We start from the raw sequence: 18,532 nt of genomic DNA, 5'->3' as shown, positions 1-18,532 counted from the left end.
CGTACGTAGTCGGCGTGGGCTCGTACGTGGTCGGTGCGGCGTCGTACGTGATCGGCGCGGCGTCGTACGTAGTCGGCGTGGGCTCGTACGTGGTCGGTGCGGCGTCGTACGTGATCGGCGCGGCGTCGTACGTGGTCGGCACAGCGTCGTACGTGGTCGGCGCGGGCTCGTACGTGGTCGGCGCGGTGTCAGTCGTCGGCCGGGCGGGCGCGGGTGTAGGCGCCGGCGCGGGCCGCCGCCCAGACAGCGGTGGCCGCGGACTCGGCCAGGGCCCGGTCGACCGGGCGGCGGGCGATCAGGATCCGGTAGTAGAAGGGCGCGCCGAGGGCCGCCAGCACCTCCGCCGCGTCGGTGCCGGCGGGCAGTTCGCCGCGTGCGACGGCGCGGTCCACCAGTCGGCCGGTCGTCCTGAGCCGGTCCTCGAAGAAGCTCCGCAGCACCGTCGCCGACTCCGGGTCACGGGCCGCGGCGGCGACCACCGCCTCGATCAGGCTGCGCATCCGCGGATCCCCGTAGAAGGCGCCGATCGCATGGGCCAGCGCGCGCAGATCGCCGGGCAGCGTCCCGGTGTCGGGCAGCGGTACGGCGGCGCTCCGGCCGATCAGCACCTCGCAGACCAGGCCCTCCATGCAGCGCCAGCGCCGGTAGAGCGTGGCGAGATGGATTCCCGAGCGCTGGGCGATCTTCTCCATGCTGAGCGCGGGGTAACCGCCGTCGCCCAACTCCTCGAAAACGGCGGCCAGTACGGCCTCCCGGGTCCGGGCCGTACGCCCTCCGGGGCGGGTGCCCCGTGGGGCGGGGTGCGCAGTCGTCACGGCGGCTCCGTATTGCAGTGCGAGTTCACGCCAAGTATTGTCCGGAACACATTAACGCGAGCAACCTCGCGTTAATGACGCGCGCCGGTTCCGCGGGGCGGGGACACCGCGGGGGAGGTCCTCTCCCGGCGGGACCGCGCCGCACGCCGCCCCGCGAGGCGATTTCCGGCCACTGCGTGCCCGGCCGCCGGGTGCCTGACTGCTGATGCCTGATTGCCGATGCCCGATTGCTGCTGCCTGATTGCCGCCGTCCGACCGCCGATGCTCGTCCGCGATGGATACGGGAGACGGCTCGTGCGACGTGTGCGGCCGGGCTCGCGGTGTGCGCTCCATGCGACGGGCCGCCCCGGCGGAGGCTGAGGTGCCTCGCCACGGCGGCCCGTCTGTGGAGGTGGTGCGGTACCGCTAGAGGATGCCCAGCAGACCGAGGCCGAGCAGGCCCTCGCGTCCGCGACCGCGGCCATCGCGGCCGTCACGACCTTCACGACCTTCACGGCAGTCACCGAAACGGCCGTCGTCGACGCGGCCATAACGACCGTCGTCGAAGCGACCGTAGCCGCCGTCGTCGAAACGGCCGAAGCCGCCGTCATCGAAGCGGCCGTAGCGACCATCGCCGAAGCCGAACAGGCCATCGCCGAAGCGACCGCCGTCACCCCGGAAATCGCCCCAACGGTAGTCCCAGCGGTCGTTGCGGCAGCCACCGTCGCGGTCGCCACCTGCCACCGAGGCCGGGGCGGCCTTGGGGGCTGCCTGGGCGATACCGGCGAGCGGGACGATGGCGACTGTGGCGAGCGCCGCGGCGGCTACATAGCGGCCGATGAACTTACTCATACGTCTCTCCTGGTTGGAGGAATCGGACAGTTGATCGATACCGCGCGACGCCCCGCGCCGTGCACGCGACACGAACTTCCACCCGTTAGGGAGAGAAATTGCGCCAATCGCCATATACCACCCGGCGCGTCCGGAGCCATCCGGGTCAAGGACCGGGGACTCCGGTGTGACCCGCGGGCCGTGCGACTCCGTACGAACGTGCGGATGACCGTCGTACGACGAGCTACGCGTACGACGGCCATCGGATGAAGTCCGGGTGCTCGGAGGGAGTGCGTACTCGGAGGGAGTGCGTACTCGGAGGGAGTCCGGGTGCTTGGACGGAGTCCGGATGCCCGGAAGGGGTCCAGGTGCTCGGACGGAGTCCGGATGCTCGGAGGGCGTCCAGGCGCTCGGACGAAGTGCGGGCCTGCGGCCCCTCGGACTGGGCGCGGACCGTCAGCCGGAGTGCGGACTGTCGGCGGTGGGCGGGCTCTCGGCAGTGGGCGGACGGTCAGTGGCGGGTGGACGGTCGGCGGTGGGCAGATCGAGGTCGGTGCAGAGCGCCCAGATGATGAAGATGTCGATCGCGATCGCGACCAGCGCCCAGAGCGGCTGGTACGGCAGCCACAGGAAGTTGGCGATCAGCGCGATGCTCACGATCCCCACACCGACCGGCTTCGCCCCGGGTACGTGCCGCAGGATGCTGAAACCGGTGAGGGCGACGACGACACCGATGATCAGGTGGATCCATCCCCAGATGGCGATGTCGAACCGGAAGAGGTAGGTGCCGATCCGGGCGTACACGTCGGTCTCGACGATGCTCACGATGCCGACGAGCACCGCGATCACGCCGTACACGAGCATCAGCACACCGGCGAACATCGTGCCGCCACTCGCCCATGCGCGGCGGCCGGCACCGTGCCGCCCTCCGCCGTGCCTGCCGCGCTCAGCACTGCTGCCGGGTGCGGGTCCCGTTCCGGGTGCGGGTCCAGGCCCGGGTCCGGGTCCAGGTCCAGGCCCGGGTCCGGGTCCGGGTCCAGGTCCGGGTCCGGGTCCGGGTCCAGGCCCGGGTCCAGGCCCGGGTCCAGGCCCGGGTCCAGGTCCAGGTCCAGGTCCAGGTCCAGGTCCAGGCCCAGGTCCGGGTCCGGGTCCAGGCCCGGGTCCGGGTCCAGGCCCGGGTCCGGGTCCAGGTCCGGGCGTCTCCGGGGTGGGGGATGTACCGGCCATGGCGGGCCTCCTGTCAGTGGCCTCCCACGGTGCGACCGGGCGGCCGGCCCGGCTACCACAGCGGGTCCGTTCGGGTGACCCGGCGGCGGCGCGCGGAACGGAGCGCGCGCCGGTCGGCGCCCTCAACGCGACAGGCACGCCGCGTCGTTGTACGACGGGTGTGCGGTGTCGTTGTACGCCGGGTGCTCGGTGTCGTTGTACGCCGGGTGCGCCGCGCCGTTCACGCCCCCGCTCCCGGGTGCGGTTCGCGCAGATCGCGGTCGTACCGGATGCGGTCGTACCGGAGGGGTCGTACCGGATGGCGGCGGCGGACGGCAGCGCCGGGGCCGGGGCCGGCAGCCGGGCGGTCTCGCGGGCCCGCGGTACGGGGCTCGACAGCGGGGCGTCGGCGGGGACGGGCCGGGCGGCCGACCCCCGGCGAAGTGCGTACGCCTGGTCCCGTCCCCGTGGCGTCGGCCCGGGGCAGCCGCGCTCCCCCGCGACGGCGGGCGCTTTCCGCCAACTCCCATACGCCCATGTTCCGTTGGCCACGCCTCCGCCGTCTCGCGGCCCGGTGTTCCCGTTAGTGAAGCGTTAGCCGATCGTCAGCGGGGCTGATCAAGCTGGGCGCGCACCACCCGACGGACAGCACGCACGCACCCCCATGGAGAGAGCTTGATGTCGCTCACCAGCAGCGCCTTCCGCCGCGGCCACCGTGTCGCCGCCGCCTCGCTGATCGCCGCCACGGCGCTCGCGGTCACCGCCGGCACCGCCTCCGCGCAGTCCGGCAGCGCCCCGCGGCCCGCGTCCGCCGGCTGCGCCGCCAAGGATCTGGGCCTGCGCCTCGGCGACTCCGACCCGGGCGCCGGGAACATCCGCTACCCGCTGGTCTTCACCAACAAGGGCAAGAGCACCTGCTCGCTCCGCGGCTTCCCCGGCGTCTCGCTGCTGGCCGGTGACGGACAGCGGATCGGCGCGCCCGCGACCCGCGAGGGCGACGCGGGGCAGACGGTCGAACTGGCCCCCGGCAAGAGCGCCCATGCCACCCTGCGCACGATCAACGAGGGCCTCAACGACACCCCGTGCTGGACCACCGGGAAGATCGTGCACGTCTACGCGCCCGGCTCCAAGGACGCGATGACCCTGCGCACCCAGGGGCTCCGGGTGTGCGGCGGCGTCTTCACCGTCAGCGCCGTCACCGCGGGCGCCCAGGCGTGACGCCCCACGGCGTGCGGCCGTGAACCTCGGGGCTGCACGCCGTAAGAGGGGACTGGGACAAGAGGGGACAGTGGGGGAGGGCGCCGGTCCGGTGCCCTCCCCCACTGTCCCCTCCCCTGTCCCCTCCCCTGTTCTCTCGCCTGTTCTCTCGCCTGTTCTCTCGCCTGTCTGCTCCGGTCCCCTGTCGGTGCGGAATCCTCAGGTGTGCCGCCGGACATCCCGCCAGATATCCCGCCAGACGTGCCACCAGGTATGCCACCGGCGTGACCCTTAGGCATGACCCCCGGACATGTCCACGGGGATGACCCTCAGGTATGACTCTCGGGCCGGCCCCGGACCGGCGCCCGACGCCCGGCGAGGCACCGCGAGGCACCGCTCGGCAGGGCGTGGCCCGGTGGCGCCGGTGCCGGCCGCGGTGTCGTGCACCCGACCCCGGGATTTGCTGTGGCGTATCCTCCACGATCACCGAACGTCCCCTGCCGTTCGTGTTCCGGACCACCCGTAGCCCGGATCACGAGCGGCAGACGAACCATCCCCGTACGACCGACGTCTTACCTGCCGACCCGGCTAACCCGACTTACCCGTCTTACCCTCCACCCATGAGGTACCCGTGCGTGAATACCTGCTGGCGCTCTGCGTCACAGCTGCGGTCACCTTCCTGCTGACCGGGCCGGTGCGGAAGTTCGCGATCGCGGCCGGCGCGATGCCGGAGATCCGGGCGCGTGATGTGCACCGCGAGCCGACCCCACGACTCGGCGGGATCGCCCTGTTCGGCGGGTTGTGCGCGGGATTCCTGGTCGCTTCCCGTCTCCCCGGCCTGCGCCGCGTCTTCGAGGACTACAACGAGCCCCGCGCACTGCTCTCCGGCGCCGCGCTGATCTGGCTGCTCGGGGTCCTGGACGACAAGTGGGGCGTGGACGCACTGGCCAAACTCGGCGGCCAGATGATCGCCGCGGGCGTGATGGTGTTCCAGGGACTGACGATCCTGTGGATCCCGGTGCCCGGCCTCGGCACCGTCTCGCTGAACCGCCCGCTGGGCACCCTGCTGACCGTCGCGCTGATCGTCATCACCATCAACGCCGTCAATTTCGTCGACGGCCTGGACGGGCTGGCCTCCGGCATGGTCTGCATCGCCGCCGCGGCCTTCTTCCTGTACGCGTACCGGATGTGGTTCGGCTACGGCATCCAGGAAGCCGCGCCCGCGACGCTCTTCTCGGTCGTACTGATGGGCATGTGCGTGGGCTTCCTGCCGCACAACATGCACCCGGCGCGGATCTTCATGGGCGATTCCGGGTCGATGCTGATCGGTCTGGTGCTGGCGGCGGGCGCGATCTCTCTGACGGGGCAGCTGGACCCGGACGCGCTCAAGCTGTTCGCTGGCTCGGAGCGCGCCGCCACCCGCGGGATGGTTCCGGTCTACATCCCGCTCCTGCTGCCGCTCACCGTGATCGCGATCCCGGCCGCCGACCTGATCCTGGCCATCGTGCGCCGTACGTGGAACGGCCAGTCCCCGTTCGCCGCCGACCGCGGCCACCTGCACCACCGGCTGCTGGAGATCGGCCATTCGCACAGCCGCACCGTGCTGATCCTGTACTTCTGGTCCGCGCTCTTCGCGTTCGGCACCGTCGCCTACTCCGTACGCAACGCCAGCATCTGGATAGTGCTGGTCATCGTGCTGCTGAGCGCGGTCGGTCTGGTCCTGCTCCTGCTGCCGCGCTTCACCCCACGGGCCCCCGTCTGGGCACAGCGGCTGGTACCACCCCGCTACCGGCGCCGCACGGCGGGGCTGCCGGGCCGGTAGGTCTGGTGTGACGCGGACGCATGGGATCTGGGGGGGAGCTGCGGGGCCTGCGGGCCTGCGGGGGCTTCCGGGCCTGCGGGGCCTACGGGAGCTTCGGGACCTGCGGGGACCTGCGGGGACCTGCGGGGACCTGCGCGTAACGCCCGTCCCGTATCCCCCGTTGCCTGTCCCCCGTTCCCTGTCCCCCGTTCCTGCGTCCATCCCCCGTCGCCCGCCCGTGTCGCACCGCGCACCCCGTACCCCGTACCGCCCATGCCGTGACGTGCCGCTCGTGCCGTAACCCCCTGCCTTGACGCCGCGCCCTGACGCCCCGCCAAGGCATCTACCACGCCCATGACGTCCTGTCAGATCCGTGCGCCCACCCAGGTGAAACACGCTCCGTCGGACTCACCAGACATGCCGAAAAACCTATTGGCGGGTTACTTGGTGTGTGCCCATCGGCCGTGGCGAGTACTGCGCCACGGCGTTGCCGGAGCACAGCGAAGGAGTCTCATGTCGTCGCCCCTCGCCAAGCGGTCCGTCGGAACAAGCGCGTCCGTATTGCTGGCCCTGCTGAGCGTCCTCGGCCCCACCGGCCGGAGCGCCGCGGCAGACGTCGGACCATCCGCTCCACCGGGAGTCGACTGGGAGTCCATCGCCGCCTGTGAGAGCAACGGCCGCTGGCACACCAACACCGGCAACGGCTACCACGGCGGCCTCCAGATCGCCCCCGCGACCTGGCGGGCCTACGGCGGCAAGCGCTACGCCCCCCGGGCCGACCTCGCCTCGCGCGAGCAGCAGATCGCCGTCGGCGAACGCATCGCCCAGGACCGTGGTCTGACGCAGTGGCCCGTCTGCGGACGCCGCGGCACCCCCGGCGCCAAGTCCCCCCAGGCGACGAGTACCGGCGGCAACACCGGTAACACCAGCGGCAACAGCGCCGCCGGCACCACCGCTCCCCGGTCCCCGTCGGCACCCCGTACGAACCACCACCGCCCCACCACGCCCGGTGCCACCACCGACCACACCTACGTCGTACAGCCGGGCGACTGCCTCTCCACCATCGCCCAGCACACCGCCGTCCCGGGCGGCACCCAGGCCCTGTACGACCTGAACAAACCCACCCTCGACGAGGGCCCGGACCACATCTACCCGGGCCAGCGACTACGCCTGCACGCCTGACCCGGCGACCACCCACCACCCATCACCCACCGCCCGGAGTTCCACCGGCGGCCATGTCCCGGGGGCATGGCCGCCGCGCAGTCCATGTCCTACGGCTCCGGGGCGGTCCGAGGCGGTCCGGGACCGGTGCACAGGTGGTCTATCCGAAGGGACTGTCGGGGTATGCGGCCCCGGTGGGCTCCACCGTGGCGCGGCGAGTTTCCTTCGGCGTAACGGCAATGGCGTCGGGGGCCGGGGCGGATACCTGCTCCTGCTTCGTGCCGGGCGGCAGGTAACAGGGGGTGGTCACGATGAACGTGAGCCGGGTGGGCGGATCGGAGCTCTGCACCGTGACAGAGAATTTGTCCCTGCCGCCCTTGGCGTCCATCAGTGCCCACGGCTTCTTGGACTTGTCCTCCCGGTAGCCGCTGATCTGGTAACCCTCGGCTTCCAGCGTCTTGCGCATGGCGCGGATCGCGTTGCCGTGCTCGACCTCGGGAAGGGGGGCCCGCACGGCGTAGTCCAGGAAGAAGCGGCTGTCGTCGGCGGACTCGCCGTGCTCACCGGCACAGCGGAAGAACTCCTTATTGACGGTCTTGCCATCGACCTTCAGTCCGTACTCATGGGCCAGAGAGTCGATCAGAGCACGGGCCGTGGACTCGGCTCCCTCCTTGCTCTTGACCGGGAGCGGGTCGTTCTTTCCGTTGTCGTTCACACAACCTCCTGAGGCGAACAGGGCAAGCAAGCACAATCCAGTCATCCCAGTGCGGACGAGACGCTGGGAAGCTCGCGAACTCATGACTTGTAATCACCCGCCGAGGGGTTCTGACCAGCGATGATGCGGCCCTGATTGCGCAGGCTCCTGCTGCCGTTGTCCCAGTAGCCGTCATGGTCTTCGGTGTCCACCTCGAAGACCTTGCCGCCGAACTCCTTCTCCGCCGGGTCCTCTCCCAAGGTCAATCCCGAGAGGTGGTTGGAGACGTCGTCGTTTTTGGCCGCGCCTGCCCATACGTGATCGGGGTCGATGTTCAGGTCCTTTGCGTGGTCCACTGTCATTCCCGGGCTGCCGACCACGACGATGTCGTCGGCATCGATGCCGTTGCCGTGAGACGCGGCGTCACCCACCACCGTCGAGCCGTAGCTGTGTCCCAGCACGGTCATGTGGGAACGCTCGCCGACGTGCGATTCGCGCAAGCCATGCGTGAAGCTCCTCAGATCGCCGGCGCCGGCGTCGGCACGCTCCGTGGTAGCAACGCTGCCGTCGAACTCGGGGGCGTCGTACCCGAGCCAGGAGACAACTGCCGTCTCCCCCGCATCGTTGTCGATCGCTGCCTTCTGTAGCACGCGTGCACGGTCGATCTGCTCGTCGACATTCGTCAGGTCGTTGTCGGTGCCGGGAACCTGTACGGCAACATTGCGGGCGGTGTCCGGATTCCCCTGCGACACCACGGCCCGCCCGTCGCGGGCCTCCGTGTCGATCCCCAGTACGTACAGCTGCTTGCTCTCGTCATTACTGCCATCGGCCTTGTCGAGCGCGTCTTGCAGTTTCCGCAGGCCCTCGTACTGCCGCTGGTCGTGGATGCCCAACTCGCCCCGCTGCTTTTTCATGTCGTACTCCGCAAGCTGAAGATCCACCACCTTGCGGTTCGCCTCGTCACGGTCGGCGCTGGGGATGCCGTCGAGCCAGCCGATCTTCTCGGGGTAGGCATCGAGGTATTCCTGCCGTTCCTGCTCGGTGAGGCCCGACCACCATTTGGCGTTCTCCTTCGGGTCCTTCTTCGACGGAATGGAATCCTCGCTGAGGTGGGCGAACTCCGCGGCCTTGCGGGCGCCTTCTTCGGCCTGGGCCGCGCCGTAGTCCTTGTCGAGGCTGAAGGCGTCGATCTGCTGAAGGAGTTGCACCCCTTCCCAGTCAGCGGTACCAGCCTCGTCAAGGGCGAATTGGATGTCGTTCTGGTAAGCCCCCAACTTGCCGACGCGCAGGCTGTGTTCTTCCTGCGCGCCAGGGTCGGCGTCGCCGGTGGGGCCGGGCCTGCTGTCCGTCACATTGCCGTGGTCGTCAACGGCATACCCGTCGAGTTCCGCTGTGCGCACACACCGGCGCAAGTCGTCCTGGGCCTGCTTCATCTTCATGTGAACGGTGTCCAGGACGGTGGCGATGGAGGTGACGTCGGACTGCGCGGTCCCGAGCTGGGACTCGCTCGCCTCCATCTGCATAAAGGCGTACTGAGCATCCGTCCCCTGCCAGTCGCCGGCATGAAGCGGGCCGGTCACCTTGTGACGGTGGCGGACCTGGGCCTCCTCCAGCGCCTTGGCGAGCTTCTGCCAGGACCTGACGGCGGCTTCCAGATCAGAGAAATCCTGCTTCAGAAGTTCTTTGAAATTCTCGGGCATCGGTCACCGCACCTGAAAAGACTGGGCGGTGACGCCTTCGTTGTACTCGTGGCCGTCGGCAGTACGCCGCAGCCGGGACGCCGCGCTCTTGGAATCACCGCCGCCGATCCGCTTGCTCAGCTCGTCCAGCGCCGTGCCCCAGTCGTGGGCCACACGCTCCATATCCGGGCCGATGCGCCAGGACTTCAGCGCCGTACCGGACGCTTCGATATCGCGCCGGGCCGTCGCGACGGGTGCCTGTAGATCATGGCTGATGGCGTCGGCGGCGCCGGCCGCCGCTCTCAGTTCCTCGGGTGAGACCGAGATGCTGTTGTTGGACATAGCCTTGCGATTCCCCCGCCGATCGGACCTGGTGGCCATATGCTCACATGGCCACCACGATGAGACCGACCGACTGGTTGCAGGGCAATGGATTCCGGCTGAAAAGCGACGATGGCTGCCTTGGCCCACATCCGGATAGCGGTGGAGGGCACATGCGATGGAATCGACGAACTCGTGGAGGATCTCGTCGGCGTCGGCCCAGCAGTCCCGCATGTGCTTTTGCGGTTCCCGGTTCTGAGATTCGCCGGTTCATTCGTGGGCGACATGGACAACGGGGTGGAAGCCGTTGGGGGCTGCGGAATTCCGGGCACCGTGGATGATGTGGGCGGCCTTCAGGGACTCGGGCTTAACGGTCGAACCGGTCTCTCCGTACAGCTCGTGTCCGGCGGTTTCGGTGATCGGCTCGCCGGGTTCGCTCGGGCCGGCGCCCAGATCCGACGCGATGAGACGGGACACTCAGTGACGCTCACCTTCACCCGCCACCCCGACGCCAAGCGCTACGAACTGCGCCCCCGGGGCACCGCCCCCGTCCACGTGCGCCGTGGTGCCCCCGACGGCCACCCCCTTCCCGAGGGGTGTAAGCCGCGTTTCACCCTCGCCGCCGACCCTGCCGGTGCCTCGCCGCTCGCCGTGGTCGTCCGGCGGAACGGCGGTCGCCTCGCCGTGCTCACCCCGGACCACGAGCACCTGGCCGAACTGCGTCTGCCGCCGCGGAAGAAGCGGTGGCGGCCCGCGTACGAGATCCACCTGGCCGACGGGACGGTGCTGCGCGGGCGGGAGGGGACGGTGCCGTCGCTGCTCCTGTGCCTGGTGCTACTGCCGTTCGTCCTGCTGTACCTGGTTGCCCTGGCCCTGTCCGACTCCCCCGCCGGCGCCTCCACCGCCCCGCTGCGGACGGTCTGGAAACGGCCGGGTGAGCTCTTCGGCCGGGCGGCCCTGACCGAGTCCACGCGCAGCCGGTTCCGCGTCCGGGATGACGGGCTCGACCCCCGGGTGGCGTACGCACAGGCGGTGGCGAAGCACTGGGAGCGGTGACCGGGCGGACCGGCACTGCTTCCGGCCGCAGAGCACTCGCCGGCAGCGGTCCACTCGTACGCCCCGGGCGAGGCGGTCGCCCACACCACCGCAGTCGCCCACACCGCGCCCACACTGCGCTGCCCGTGAATCCCGAGTGCACGCCGACGGAGGCGGATCCTTCCGGCAGGTGTCCCCCCCCCCGTGTGCCCCGGCCGCCTGAGCGCGGGGTCCGGAGGCCGCTCCGCATGCCCCGTGGCGTGGACCGTTTCAGCAGTTCGGAGCCCCGGTCTCCGCCCCTGAGGCGCTCACGACGCCATAGGAAGCGCCGCCCCCTCGCGCCACTTGAGGATCGAGTGACGCAAGGGGGCGGCTGACCTGCGACTTTGCCGTAAAAACCCTGCGGACCAGGGAAAACTACGCTCGGTAGTTCTCATTGGTCCGCAGGGATTTTCGGTGTGTTGTGCCCTGGGTGTGCCCCGATCCGCCCCTTGCTTGGTGCCCACAAACGTTGCGGCATGCCTGCCGATGTGGCTCACAAGCCTGCCTGCCCCGTGAAGGTACGACCGCCCCTCAACCAGAGGCGCCCATTCTGCTGCGGATGTCCGCGGGAAGAGGGTACTGCTGTTCCGTGGGAATTAGGCCGTCGGCTCTGTCCCACATGTCTGCTTGGACATGGTCGTGGATGGCATGGACGAGAGGCGTAATGTCGCGGATTTCGGTGATCCACTCATGTACGTAGAGATCGACGGCGTCGCCGGACAGGCCTACCTGAATTGCACGATCGGCCAGAGCTGAGAGGTCGGTAGCGCGCTCGGGGTCCCATTGCACTCGAACAGGGCTGGTCGACTTCAGCGCCCGCCACGCGGACTCCGTTTCGTGGACTCCTGGCTCGAAATGGCTCAGACAGGCATGCCGCAGGGCCCACTCGAAGCCGGTCCGGGTGATGCGGATGGCCAGCACTCGTTCCTGGCCGGGTTTCGTCGCCCAGCCGGAGCGGTACATCATCCACCGGAACGACGGCTTGATCCAGGTCATGCGGTCGCGTTTGAACGGGGCAACGAACGTTCCGGCGGCGACGGCCGGCTCCGCGATCTGCGGAGGGTACGCCTGGTACACGGTGATCGTCTCATCGGTGTACTGAGCGCGCACCAAGCGGCGGGCGACGGTTTCCTCAGGCTGTTCGGCCGATTCCACTCTCACAGCCCTGCGATTTCCAGAACCCACTCCGACGCATCCGCCAGCGATGGACCGGAAACTTTCTCTGCACCGGCCGTGTGGAGCAGCCAGCGCAGTTCGTTACAGGCGAAGAACGACTCCCCCCAACTGTCGGTCCAGACGCGAATTTTCCGGTCGCCCACCTTCGTGATGTCCCACCACGCCCAACCCCTGAATTCATTCTCCGGATCGAACTCGAACAGCCACCACTGCAGATCCCAGGACTTTTCCCCGAATGCCTCGTGATAGCACTCCTTGCCACGGCGAGCAAAGTCCGCAATGTTCGCCCCGTCAGCGCCACTCACGCCCGAGAACCACTGCGGAATTCCCTCGATGGGGAGATCCTCGTCATCGAACGACGCCGTGATGGCGACGTCAAGCGCAGCGGACATGACGTCCCGGACACGGCGAATGTACTCCTGGGGGTCGACCGACAACACGGCATCGAACACAGCAAGAACGGGCGGAACCCCGTCGGCCGACGGTCGGACATCCACCCGCTGCCGCTCTTGGCGCAGGTCGTCAATTTCGTGAAGCATTCAGCACTCCCGCTACATTTTCTTGATCATTCTACCAGAGCCCGGTTTAATGTTGGACTGGAATTCATCGAGCAATTTGGCAGGGATGCCATAAAGATCAGGCCCCTTGGTGGGGTCAGATATCTCCGGTTTATCGCTCTTGTACTTCTTCCAATCCTGCTTGGTTCCTTCCCAATCATCCGGAGCACCTTGGTCAACGGCAGTGGCACGCACTTTCTCAAGATAGGACTTGGGCATATCGAACGCGACAATCTCATCCGGCCTGGACTGTCCGCCTCGATACTCCAAAGTGTGCCGAATATCGTTGCTCATGTTCACGTACAGAGACTGCTTACCGGTGAGGCTCACCTCGCCGTTCGGCCCGATCTTGATCCGCTGGCTCCCTGGGTGATCGGTCTGCTTTCGGTAGACGGTGATGTAGTCCGGCGAGAGGCCGAGAGGGTCTGTCCAGGTATGCGGATTGTGGACGTAGGTGGCGGGGTTGGGCGCCGGCGCGAGGCCGAGGGGGTCCGGCGAGGTGTAGCGCGCCGTCTCCGGGTCGTAGTAGCGGTGCAGGTTGTAGTGCAGTTGAGTCTCTGCATCGAAGTACTGGCCGGGGAAGCGCAACGGGGTGTACGCCGTGTCCTCGTTGCGCCATGTCGTAGCTCCCCAGAGGGTTGACCGAGCGCGCCAGGCGATATCACCGGTCTCCTCGATGAGTTCACGCGGCGCGCCCACCAGATCGGTGACGATGGCGTAGAACCGCCGATCGATTTCGCTTTGGTGTGCGGTGTCCGCCAGGGCCTTCCGCTCGCGCTGCGCCATCGGGCGCTGCCCGTCGTAATCCCAGGTGAGGATGGTGCTCTCAGGCCGACCGGGTGCCTGTCGTGTCTCCTCCACCAGCGTGGAACCGTCCCAGGCGAAATCCGTTCGCTCAAGGACGGTGCAGCCGTCAACGCCCAGCCGTTCCTTGGCGATTCGGCGCCCGAGCGGGTCGTAGTGATAGCGCCATCGAGTCCCGTCAGGAGTGACCACCGCGACGAGCCGGTCCTGGCTGTCCCACTCATATGCCCAGACGTCGGGCTTGCGGGACAGTCGGCTCTTGACGCGGGTGGTGATGCGCCCTTGGGGGTCGTAGGAATAGCGCACGCGCCCGGCTGCGGTCAGCCGGTTGCGGTCGTAGGTTCGTTCGCCCTGCGCTTCTCTGCCCGGGTGCTTGTCCGGCCACTGTGCGTCGGTCTGGTTGCCTGCTTCGTCGTAGGCGTAACGCTCCGACCACACCTGAGCCCGTACGGACACCACTCGACCACCGGCGTCCAGTCCGTATGCCCGGTCTCCGTTCAACTGGTCGGTGACCGCAGTGAGGTGGTCATCAGGCCGGTAGGTGTAGGCACGGCGCTGGAACTGCTGACCACGTCCCGTAAGCGTCTGGGAGGTGAGTCTGCCTCGTGGGTCCCAGACCTGGGCGAGGGTGACCGCGTCCCCGAAGTGCCGCGCGGTCTCTTGACCGGCAGCGTCGAAGTCGAAGGTGAAGGAGTGGCCGGAGGCGGACATCGCGGTGCGGTTGCCACCCGCGTCGTACGCCCAGGAACTGACCGCGCCGGACGGTGTCCTCCGCTGGATCCGGCGGCCCAGGACGTCGTACGCCGACGAAACCGTGCGACCGTCGCAGTCCTCCGACACGACACGGCCCAGCGGGTCGCGCCTGTACGTCACCGTCGAATCCTGGCCTGCCGCACTCAGCAGTCGGCCGGCCGGGTCGTACAGGAACTGGACGGTGTCGTCCTCCGCGTGCTTCTGGGTGATCCTGCCGAGGGCGTCACGCGTGTAGCGCACTGTCTGGCCCAGACCGTTGGTGCGCGAGACCAGCCTTCCCGCGGCGTCATGGGCGTAGCGCAGGGTACGTCCGTCGAAATCGGTCTCCGCTACGGTCCGCCCGGCCGGGTCGTACTCGTACGTCCAGCGCAGTCCGCGCGGGTCGGTGACTTCCGTCAGACGCAGGTGCGCGTCGTGGGTGTATGCGTAGCGTGCTCCGTCGGGAGTGATGCGGGCGGCCAACAGGTCGAAGTGGGTCCACTCGTACCGGGTGGTGTGGCCTGCCTGATCGGTGTAGCTGGTGCAGTTTCCCTCACCGTCATAGGTCCAGGTCTCCTCGGCCGCGTCCGGGTGGACCCGTGCCGCAAGCCTGCCGTCCACCGTCCATGTCATGCGTGTGGTGGCCCCGAGGGGATCGGTCATGGCTATGACGCGACCGAACGGGTCGCGCTGGTAGCTCGTCTGAGCTCCCGTCGGATCGGTGACGTTAAGGACGCGGCCTGCTTCATCACAGGACACCCGGGTGACGTGACCCAACGCATCGGTGACCGAGACGAGGTGGCCGCGGCCGTCATAGGCGTAGTGCGTGATGGCACCGGTGGGGTCGACGACAGCGGTGAGGTTGCCCCACCCGTCGCACTCCTGCCGCCACACCGCACCATCCGGGGCACACACCTCTACAGGGAGGTGGAGATCGGAGTAGGTGACCCTGGTCCGGGTGCCGTCCGGCCGGTGGATGGCCGTCGTGCGGCCATGCTCATCATGGTCAAAAGAGGTCCGGTAGCCGAGGGCGTCGGTGACCGCGACGATCCGGTCGTGCGCGTCGTGCTCGGTGCGGATGGTGTTGCCGAGCGGATCCGTCTCAGCGACGATCTGGAGCCGGTCGTTGACCGCGTAGCTCGTGGTGTTTCCGTCAGCGTCGGTGGCAGTGGTGATGCTCAGCCTGGTGTCGTGGTCGACGGCACCATAGGTGAAGCGGAGGCTGACGTGACCGTCCTCACCGCCTTCGGCGATGCATCGGTCCTGGTCGTCGTACTGGTAGTGGTAGCGGCGCTGGTTGCTGTCCGTCCACGAGGTGACACGCCCCCGGGTGTCGTAGGCGAAGGTCAGCGGCTGTCCGTCCGCATCGGTGACGGCGGTGAGTTGACCATCGGTGTACTGGTAGCGCCGTATCAGCTGGTCGCCGCCGTCGGGGGCTGCCCCGGAGAGATGGAGAGCGGTGATCCGGTCTTCCTCTGTGGTGAGGATGAGGTGATGGCCTGCCCCATGACGTAGGGCGAGGGGAGCTCCGGTCCGATCGTCGTAGTCGAAGGTGATCCGGTTTCCGTTCCGGTCGCTGATCTCGTCGAGCAGCGCAAGCCGGGTGTCGTGGAGGGCCGGAGTGAAGTACCGCGTATGCCCCGTGTCGGGCCTGTGCAGCGCCCAGTCGCCTTGCTCGGTGCGGCTCAGGGGCCACTGCGGCCCTCGGGTGGGCAGCACCGGCTCGCCCGCTTGCGGGTGGGGGTAGGACAGGACAAGCCCGTCCTCGGCGACGAAGACGATTCCCCGCTCGTCGATTTCCAGACGCTGGTCGACCGTCGACGACCAGGACGGGCCGAACCAGCGTCCCGCCTGGTACCCCGACTCGACGCGACGAGTGAAGTCCAGGGGAAGGCCGCCCTCCAGGGCGACATCGCGTTGCGGCAGGAACATTCTGCCGGTCGCCATGTCCACCGGGTCGCTGCCACCGGAGTTGACCGTGTCGGGCGGACGTGTGTGGCTGTTGGGGTGGCTGCTGTCCAGTTGGTCACGCCCACGCCCCTTGCCTCCCTTACCTCCCAGGGAATTCAGAGACGTGCCGGGGCTGCTGTTGGGTGCCTTCGGGTCCTTCTTGTCGCCCTTGCCGATGCCGCCGAAGTGGTCGGATAGCGCACGGTCGTTTTCGTGGTGGTTCTTGGCCATCTGCTTGATGCCGCGGGTCATGTTGTCGTCGAGGTGTTTGGCGGTCTTCTTTACGCCGTCCTCGATGCCGTCGATGACCTTGTCGAGCATGGTGTTGGCGGCATCCGCGATGGCGTCCTTGCCACGGGTACGGCCGTGGTGACTCTTGGCCCGGCCAATCTTGCCGCCGGCCTTGTTGCGGAAGGTGCCGCCCGCGCTCTGCAGACCGGTCACCGCCCGGTCGTGCTCGTCGGGGTCGAAGCTGAACCCCCCGCTGGCACCAGCGCCGCCCCCACCGCCGCCACCGGCGCTAAGGAGTTCCATCGGGCTGCTGGCGGCGGACTTCGCAGCGTCTTTGGCATCCTTGACGCCCTGATTGAAGCCTTCCTTGCCAGCCTTGGCGGCATGGCTCAGGTCGATGCCGTCTTGCACGCCGAGGGCATTGGCGCCGAGCTGGACTACCAGATCTCCCACCATCGCCCCCAACGCCTCCTCGACAGGGGTGAGAGCGATGCTGATGACCTGCTCGGCAACCTGCTGACAGACCTCCTTGAAGATCCGGCGCACCGCGAGGCGGGTGACCTGGGTCCCGGCCAGCGCGCCGATCTCGGACAGCCCGAACGTGAAGGGCGCCGCAGCCTGGGCAGCAATCACCTCAGCGGCCAGGATGCCGAGCTGGACGATGGCCCCTATCTTGGCGCCCTCGATAAGTACGGCGACGCCGTCCATGGCGGTCGCCGCCATGCGGCCACACTCGGCCAGATTCTTCAGGTGAGTGCCGTTGATCTTTCCCCAGTGGGCGTTGAGCGCCTCCACCGCCAGCGAGCCGCCCGCCGACCCCACCAACCCCTGGATGGCCTGATGGGCTTCATTCGCGCCGCCATCGATGTCGTCGGCGAACTCCCGCATGGCGTCGGCCATGTCCCGGTAGTCGTCCTCGTCGACGTTGGGCCATGACACACCGATGATGTCGAGAATCTCGTCCGCCCACCCAGGCAGCACTACACCCACGAGAAAAACCCCCGTTGATCAACACACGTCAGAGGGGATGCTTTCAGCGGGCAAACGGTTCCTCAAGGCACGGATGAGCCGTCTTGATGGCCGACGCCCTCTGAACGGTTCGCCAGCAGTGGCCTACTCGTATGCCCAAGCCTGGCCGGTCTGCCGGTACTGCTCCACCGGGATCGGTTCGATACCGGTCCACATACGGGCGGTGTACAGCAGCCCGTATAGGTGGTCGATCTCGTGGTGGATGAGGCGGGCGAGGCCGCGTTCGTACTCGGTGGTCACGGTCTCGCCGGTCAGGGCCGTGGTTCCGATCGTGATCTTCAAGGGGCGGGGCACGAGGCCACAAACGTCGAAAAAGCTGAGGCAGCCCTCGTACTGATCGTCCGTCTCGTCGAAGCTGGTGGTGATCCGTGGGTTGAGTAGGACGATGGCGGGGGCGTCGCCGGGCGGCTGGACGACGGCGGCGGATCGTGCAATGCCGATCTGCGCAGCCGCGAGTCCCATGCCCTTGGCGAAGGGGTGGACTTGGCCGATCCGCTCCATCGCGGCGAACAACTCGTCTGTGACGCGCTCGGCCACGGCACGCTCGGCGGGCAGATCGAAGGCGCGGGCCGGTTCGGCGAGGATGCCGGCGCCGCGCTGGACGACCCCGAGGTCTCGCATCTGCTGGCTGGGCCGCACATCAATCACCTGAACTCCCCTTGGTCTGTGTCGGGTTCGGGCCGTGCCCGGAACCGCCATTCGAAACGGTACCGAGCGTGCAGGGCGGGTGTGGTCGTGATCCACGTGAATTGCCGTAGGCCACCGTCGTCCCTCCGGTCGGGAGGGGTGCGTAGAGAGGTGGCTTCGGCGGTCATGGAGGTCTCGGTGCCCCAGACCACGGGGTCGAGATCGACGGGGAAGGCGAGCTGGACTTCGAGTTGCTCGGTGGGGAGGCGGACGGCCCGCTGGAACCAGCTGCCCCACTTGTCGTCGCCGACGGTGTAGGCGTACTCGATCCACACGGATTCGCCGGGGTAGAGCGGGAAGCGGCCGTGTTCGTTGTCGAAGAGCAGCCAGACTTCCTTGAAGGCGTCGCGGTCGTGCTTGGCCTGCCAGCGCATCGTCTCGCCCCGGCACATGGCTGTCAGGTCGAGTTCGTCCCAAGTCAGCGGGTGGGCCCGGTAGTGGGCGTTGGACCGCTCGGGGTCGCCGGGGTAGCGGTCGACGGAGATGCGGATCAGGTAGCGGGTCACCGGCTCCTCGCCGGTGTTTCGCAGCAGCCGCCGCATGGTGAGCCGGTAGGAGCAGCCGTCCTAATTAACGACCTGGTGCGTGATTGCAGTGTCGGTGTG

16 protein-coding genes and 1 pseudogene are annotated in these 18,532 nt (G+C 68.2%); 4 read left to right on the top strand and 13 right to left on the bottom strand.

The genetic code is table 11. The annotated features are described in order from the left end of the window. Window positions 1-188: 188 nt before the first annotated feature. The 4 genes from ACLJWH_RS20995 to ACLJWH_RS20980 form a co-directional block, all read right to left on the bottom strand. On the bottom strand, window positions 189-815 hold the full coding sequence (locus tag ACLJWH_RS20995; RefSeq protein ID WP_411143248.1) for a TetR/AcrR family transcriptional regulator: 627 nt from the start codon (window positions 813-815) through the stop codon (window positions 189-191). Window positions 816-1,220: 405 nt separating this feature from the next. After that, window positions 1,221-1,646, bottom strand: coding sequence for a hypothetical protein (locus tag ACLJWH_RS20990; protein ID WP_411143247.1), 426 nt, complete (start codon window positions 1,644-1,646; stop codon window positions 1,221-1,223). 435 nt (window positions 1,647-2,081) lie between these two features. Then, window positions 2,082-2,489, bottom strand: a complete 408-nt coding sequence (locus tag ACLJWH_RS20985; RefSeq protein WP_411143281.1) for a hypothetical protein — start codon at window positions 2,487-2,489, stop codon at window positions 2,082-2,084. Then, window positions 2,489-2,911: a hypothetical protein gene (locus tag ACLJWH_RS20980; RefSeq protein WP_411143246.1), complete on the bottom strand. Its 423-nt coding sequence runs from the start codon at window positions 2,909-2,911 to the stop codon at window positions 2,489-2,491. The genes ACLJWH_RS20985 and ACLJWH_RS20980 overlap by 1 nt, the downstream gene beginning before the upstream one ends. Window positions 2,912-3,509: 598 nt before the next feature. On the opposite strand from ACLJWH_RS20980, the gene ACLJWH_RS20975 reads away from it, so the two are divergent. From ACLJWH_RS20975 to ACLJWH_RS20965, 3 genes are all read left to right on the top strand, one after another. Then, a complete protein-coding gene (locus tag ACLJWH_RS20975) occupies window positions 3,510-4,049 on the top strand; it encodes a DUF4232 domain-containing protein (protein ID WP_411143245.1) in 540 nt (179 codons plus the stop codon). 610 nt (window positions 4,050-4,659) lie between these two features. Continuing rightward, window positions 4,660-5,850 (top strand): MraY family glycosyltransferase, encoded by a 1,191-nt coding sequence (locus tag ACLJWH_RS20970; protein ID WP_411143244.1) that lies wholly within the window; start codon window positions 4,660-4,662, stop codon window positions 5,848-5,850. 492 nt (window positions 5,851-6,342) lie between these two features. Next, a complete protein-coding gene (locus tag ACLJWH_RS20965) occupies window positions 6,343-7,011 on the top strand; it encodes a transglycosylase family protein (RefSeq protein WP_411143243.1) in 669 nt (222 codons plus the stop codon). A gap of 139 nt (window positions 7,012-7,150) precedes the next feature. Here the strand turns inward: ACLJWH_RS20965 and ACLJWH_RS20960 are convergent, their stop codons facing one another. The 4 genes and pseudogenes from ACLJWH_RS20960 to ACLJWH_RS20945 form a co-directional block, all read right to left on the bottom strand. Beyond that, window positions 7,151-7,705 (bottom strand): hypothetical protein, encoded by a 555-nt coding sequence (locus tag ACLJWH_RS20960; RefSeq protein ID WP_411143242.1) that lies wholly within the window; start codon window positions 7,703-7,705, stop codon window positions 7,151-7,153. Window positions 7,706-7,785: 80 nt separating this feature from the next. Beyond that, complete coding sequence (locus ACLJWH_RS20955) at window positions 7,786-9,384, bottom strand: alpha/beta hydrolase (RefSeq protein WP_411143241.1); 1,599 nt, start codon at window positions 9,382-9,384, stop codon at window positions 7,786-7,788. Window positions 9,385-9,387: 3 nt separating this feature from the next. Next, window positions 9,388-9,705 (bottom strand): hypothetical protein, encoded by a 318-nt coding sequence (locus ACLJWH_RS20950; RefSeq protein WP_411143283.1) that lies wholly within the window; start codon window positions 9,703-9,705, stop codon window positions 9,388-9,390. Between the two features lie 135 nt (window positions 9,706-9,840). Beyond that, window positions 9,841-10,140: pseudogene (locus ACLJWH_RS20945) on the bottom strand (DNA mismatch repair protein MutT); the annotation flags it as partial. A gap of 24 nt (window positions 10,141-10,164) precedes the next feature. Here ACLJWH_RS20945 and ACLJWH_RS20940 point away from each other — a divergent pair. Next, on the top strand, window positions 10,165-10,740 hold the full coding sequence (locus ACLJWH_RS20940; protein WP_411143240.1) for a hypothetical protein: 576 nt from the start codon (window positions 10,165-10,167) through the stop codon (window positions 10,738-10,740). A 552-nt stretch (window positions 10,741-11,292) separates the two neighbouring features. On the opposite strand, the gene ACLJWH_RS20935 is transcribed toward ACLJWH_RS20940, so the two are convergent. The 5 genes from ACLJWH_RS20935 to ACLJWH_RS20915 all read right to left on the bottom strand — a co-directional run bounded on the left by ACLJWH_RS20935 (window position 11,293) and on the right by ACLJWH_RS20915 (window position 18,469). Continuing rightward, window positions 11,293-11,916: a DUF4291 domain-containing protein gene (locus ACLJWH_RS20935; protein ID WP_411143239.1), complete on the bottom strand. Its 624-nt coding sequence runs from the start codon at window positions 11,914-11,916 to the stop codon at window positions 11,293-11,295. 2 nt (window positions 11,917-11,918) lie between these two features. Then, the gene (locus ACLJWH_RS20930) at window positions 11,919-12,476 is read right to left on the bottom strand and encodes a hypothetical protein (protein WP_411143238.1); all 558 of its coding nucleotides are present in this window, start codon (window positions 12,474-12,476) and stop codon (window positions 11,919-11,921) included. A gap of 12 nt (window positions 12,477-12,488) precedes the next feature. Further along, window positions 12,489-17,201, bottom strand: a complete 4,713-nt coding sequence (locus ACLJWH_RS20925) for an RHS repeat-associated core domain-containing protein (protein ID WP_411143237.1) — start codon at window positions 17,199-17,201, stop codon at window positions 12,489-12,491. A gap of 123 nt (window positions 17,202-17,324) precedes the next feature. Beyond that, window positions 17,325-17,888: a peptide deformylase gene (locus ACLJWH_RS20920; RefSeq protein WP_411143236.1), complete on the bottom strand. Its 564-nt coding sequence runs from the start codon at window positions 17,886-17,888 to the stop codon at window positions 17,325-17,327. Further along, complete coding sequence (locus ACLJWH_RS20915) at window positions 17,885-18,469, bottom strand: hypothetical protein (protein WP_411143235.1); 585 nt, start codon at window positions 18,467-18,469, stop codon at window positions 17,885-17,887. Before ACLJWH_RS20915 ends, ACLJWH_RS20920 begins: the two co-directional genes overlap by 4 nt. Window positions 18,470-18,532 lie beyond the last annotated feature (63 nt).

Source organism: Streptomyces sp. x-80 (assembly GCF_046549095.1).
GTDB lineage: Bacteria > Actinomycetota > Actinomycetes > Streptomycetales > Streptomycetaceae > Streptomyces > Streptomyces celluloflavus.
The sequence above is the reverse complement of the archived record's forward strand: the minus strand, read 5'-3'. Positions and strand labels throughout refer to the sequence as shown.

What these genes read in the sequence shown, in the direction of transcription:
- ACLJWH_RS20990 (WP_411143247.1), bottom strand. Translation starts at nt 1,646, where the DNA reads ATGAGTAAGTTCATCGGCCGCTATGTAGCCGCCGCGGCGCTCGCCACA.
- ACLJWH_RS20985 (WP_411143281.1), bottom strand. Translation starts at nt 2,489, where the DNA reads ATGCTCGTGTACGGCGTGATCGCGGTGCTCGTCGGCATCGTGAGCATC.
- ACLJWH_RS20975 (WP_411143245.1), top strand. Translation starts at nt 3,510, where the DNA reads ATGTCGCTCACCAGCAGCGCCTTCCGCCGCGGCCACCGTGTCGCCGCC.
- ACLJWH_RS20965 (WP_411143243.1), top strand. Translation starts at nt 6,343, where the DNA reads ATGTCGTCGCCCCTCGCCAAGCGGTCCGTCGGAACAAGCGCGTCCGTA.
- ACLJWH_RS20955 (WP_411143241.1), bottom strand. Translation starts at nt 9,384, where the DNA reads ATGCCCGAGAATTTCAAAGAACTTCTGAAGCAGGATTTCTCTGATCTG.
- ACLJWH_RS20950 (WP_411143283.1), bottom strand. Translation starts at nt 9,705, where the DNA reads ATGTCCAACAACAGCATCTCGGTCTCACCCGAGGAACTGAGAGCGGCG.
- ACLJWH_RS20930 (WP_411143238.1), bottom strand. Translation starts at nt 12,476, where the DNA reads ATGCTTCACGAAATTGACGACCTGCGCCAAGAGCGGCAGCGGGTGGAT.
- ACLJWH_RS20915 (WP_411143235.1), bottom strand. Translation starts at nt 18,469, where the DNA reads ATGCGGCGGCTGCTGCGAAACACCGGCGAGGAGCCGGTGACCCGCTAC.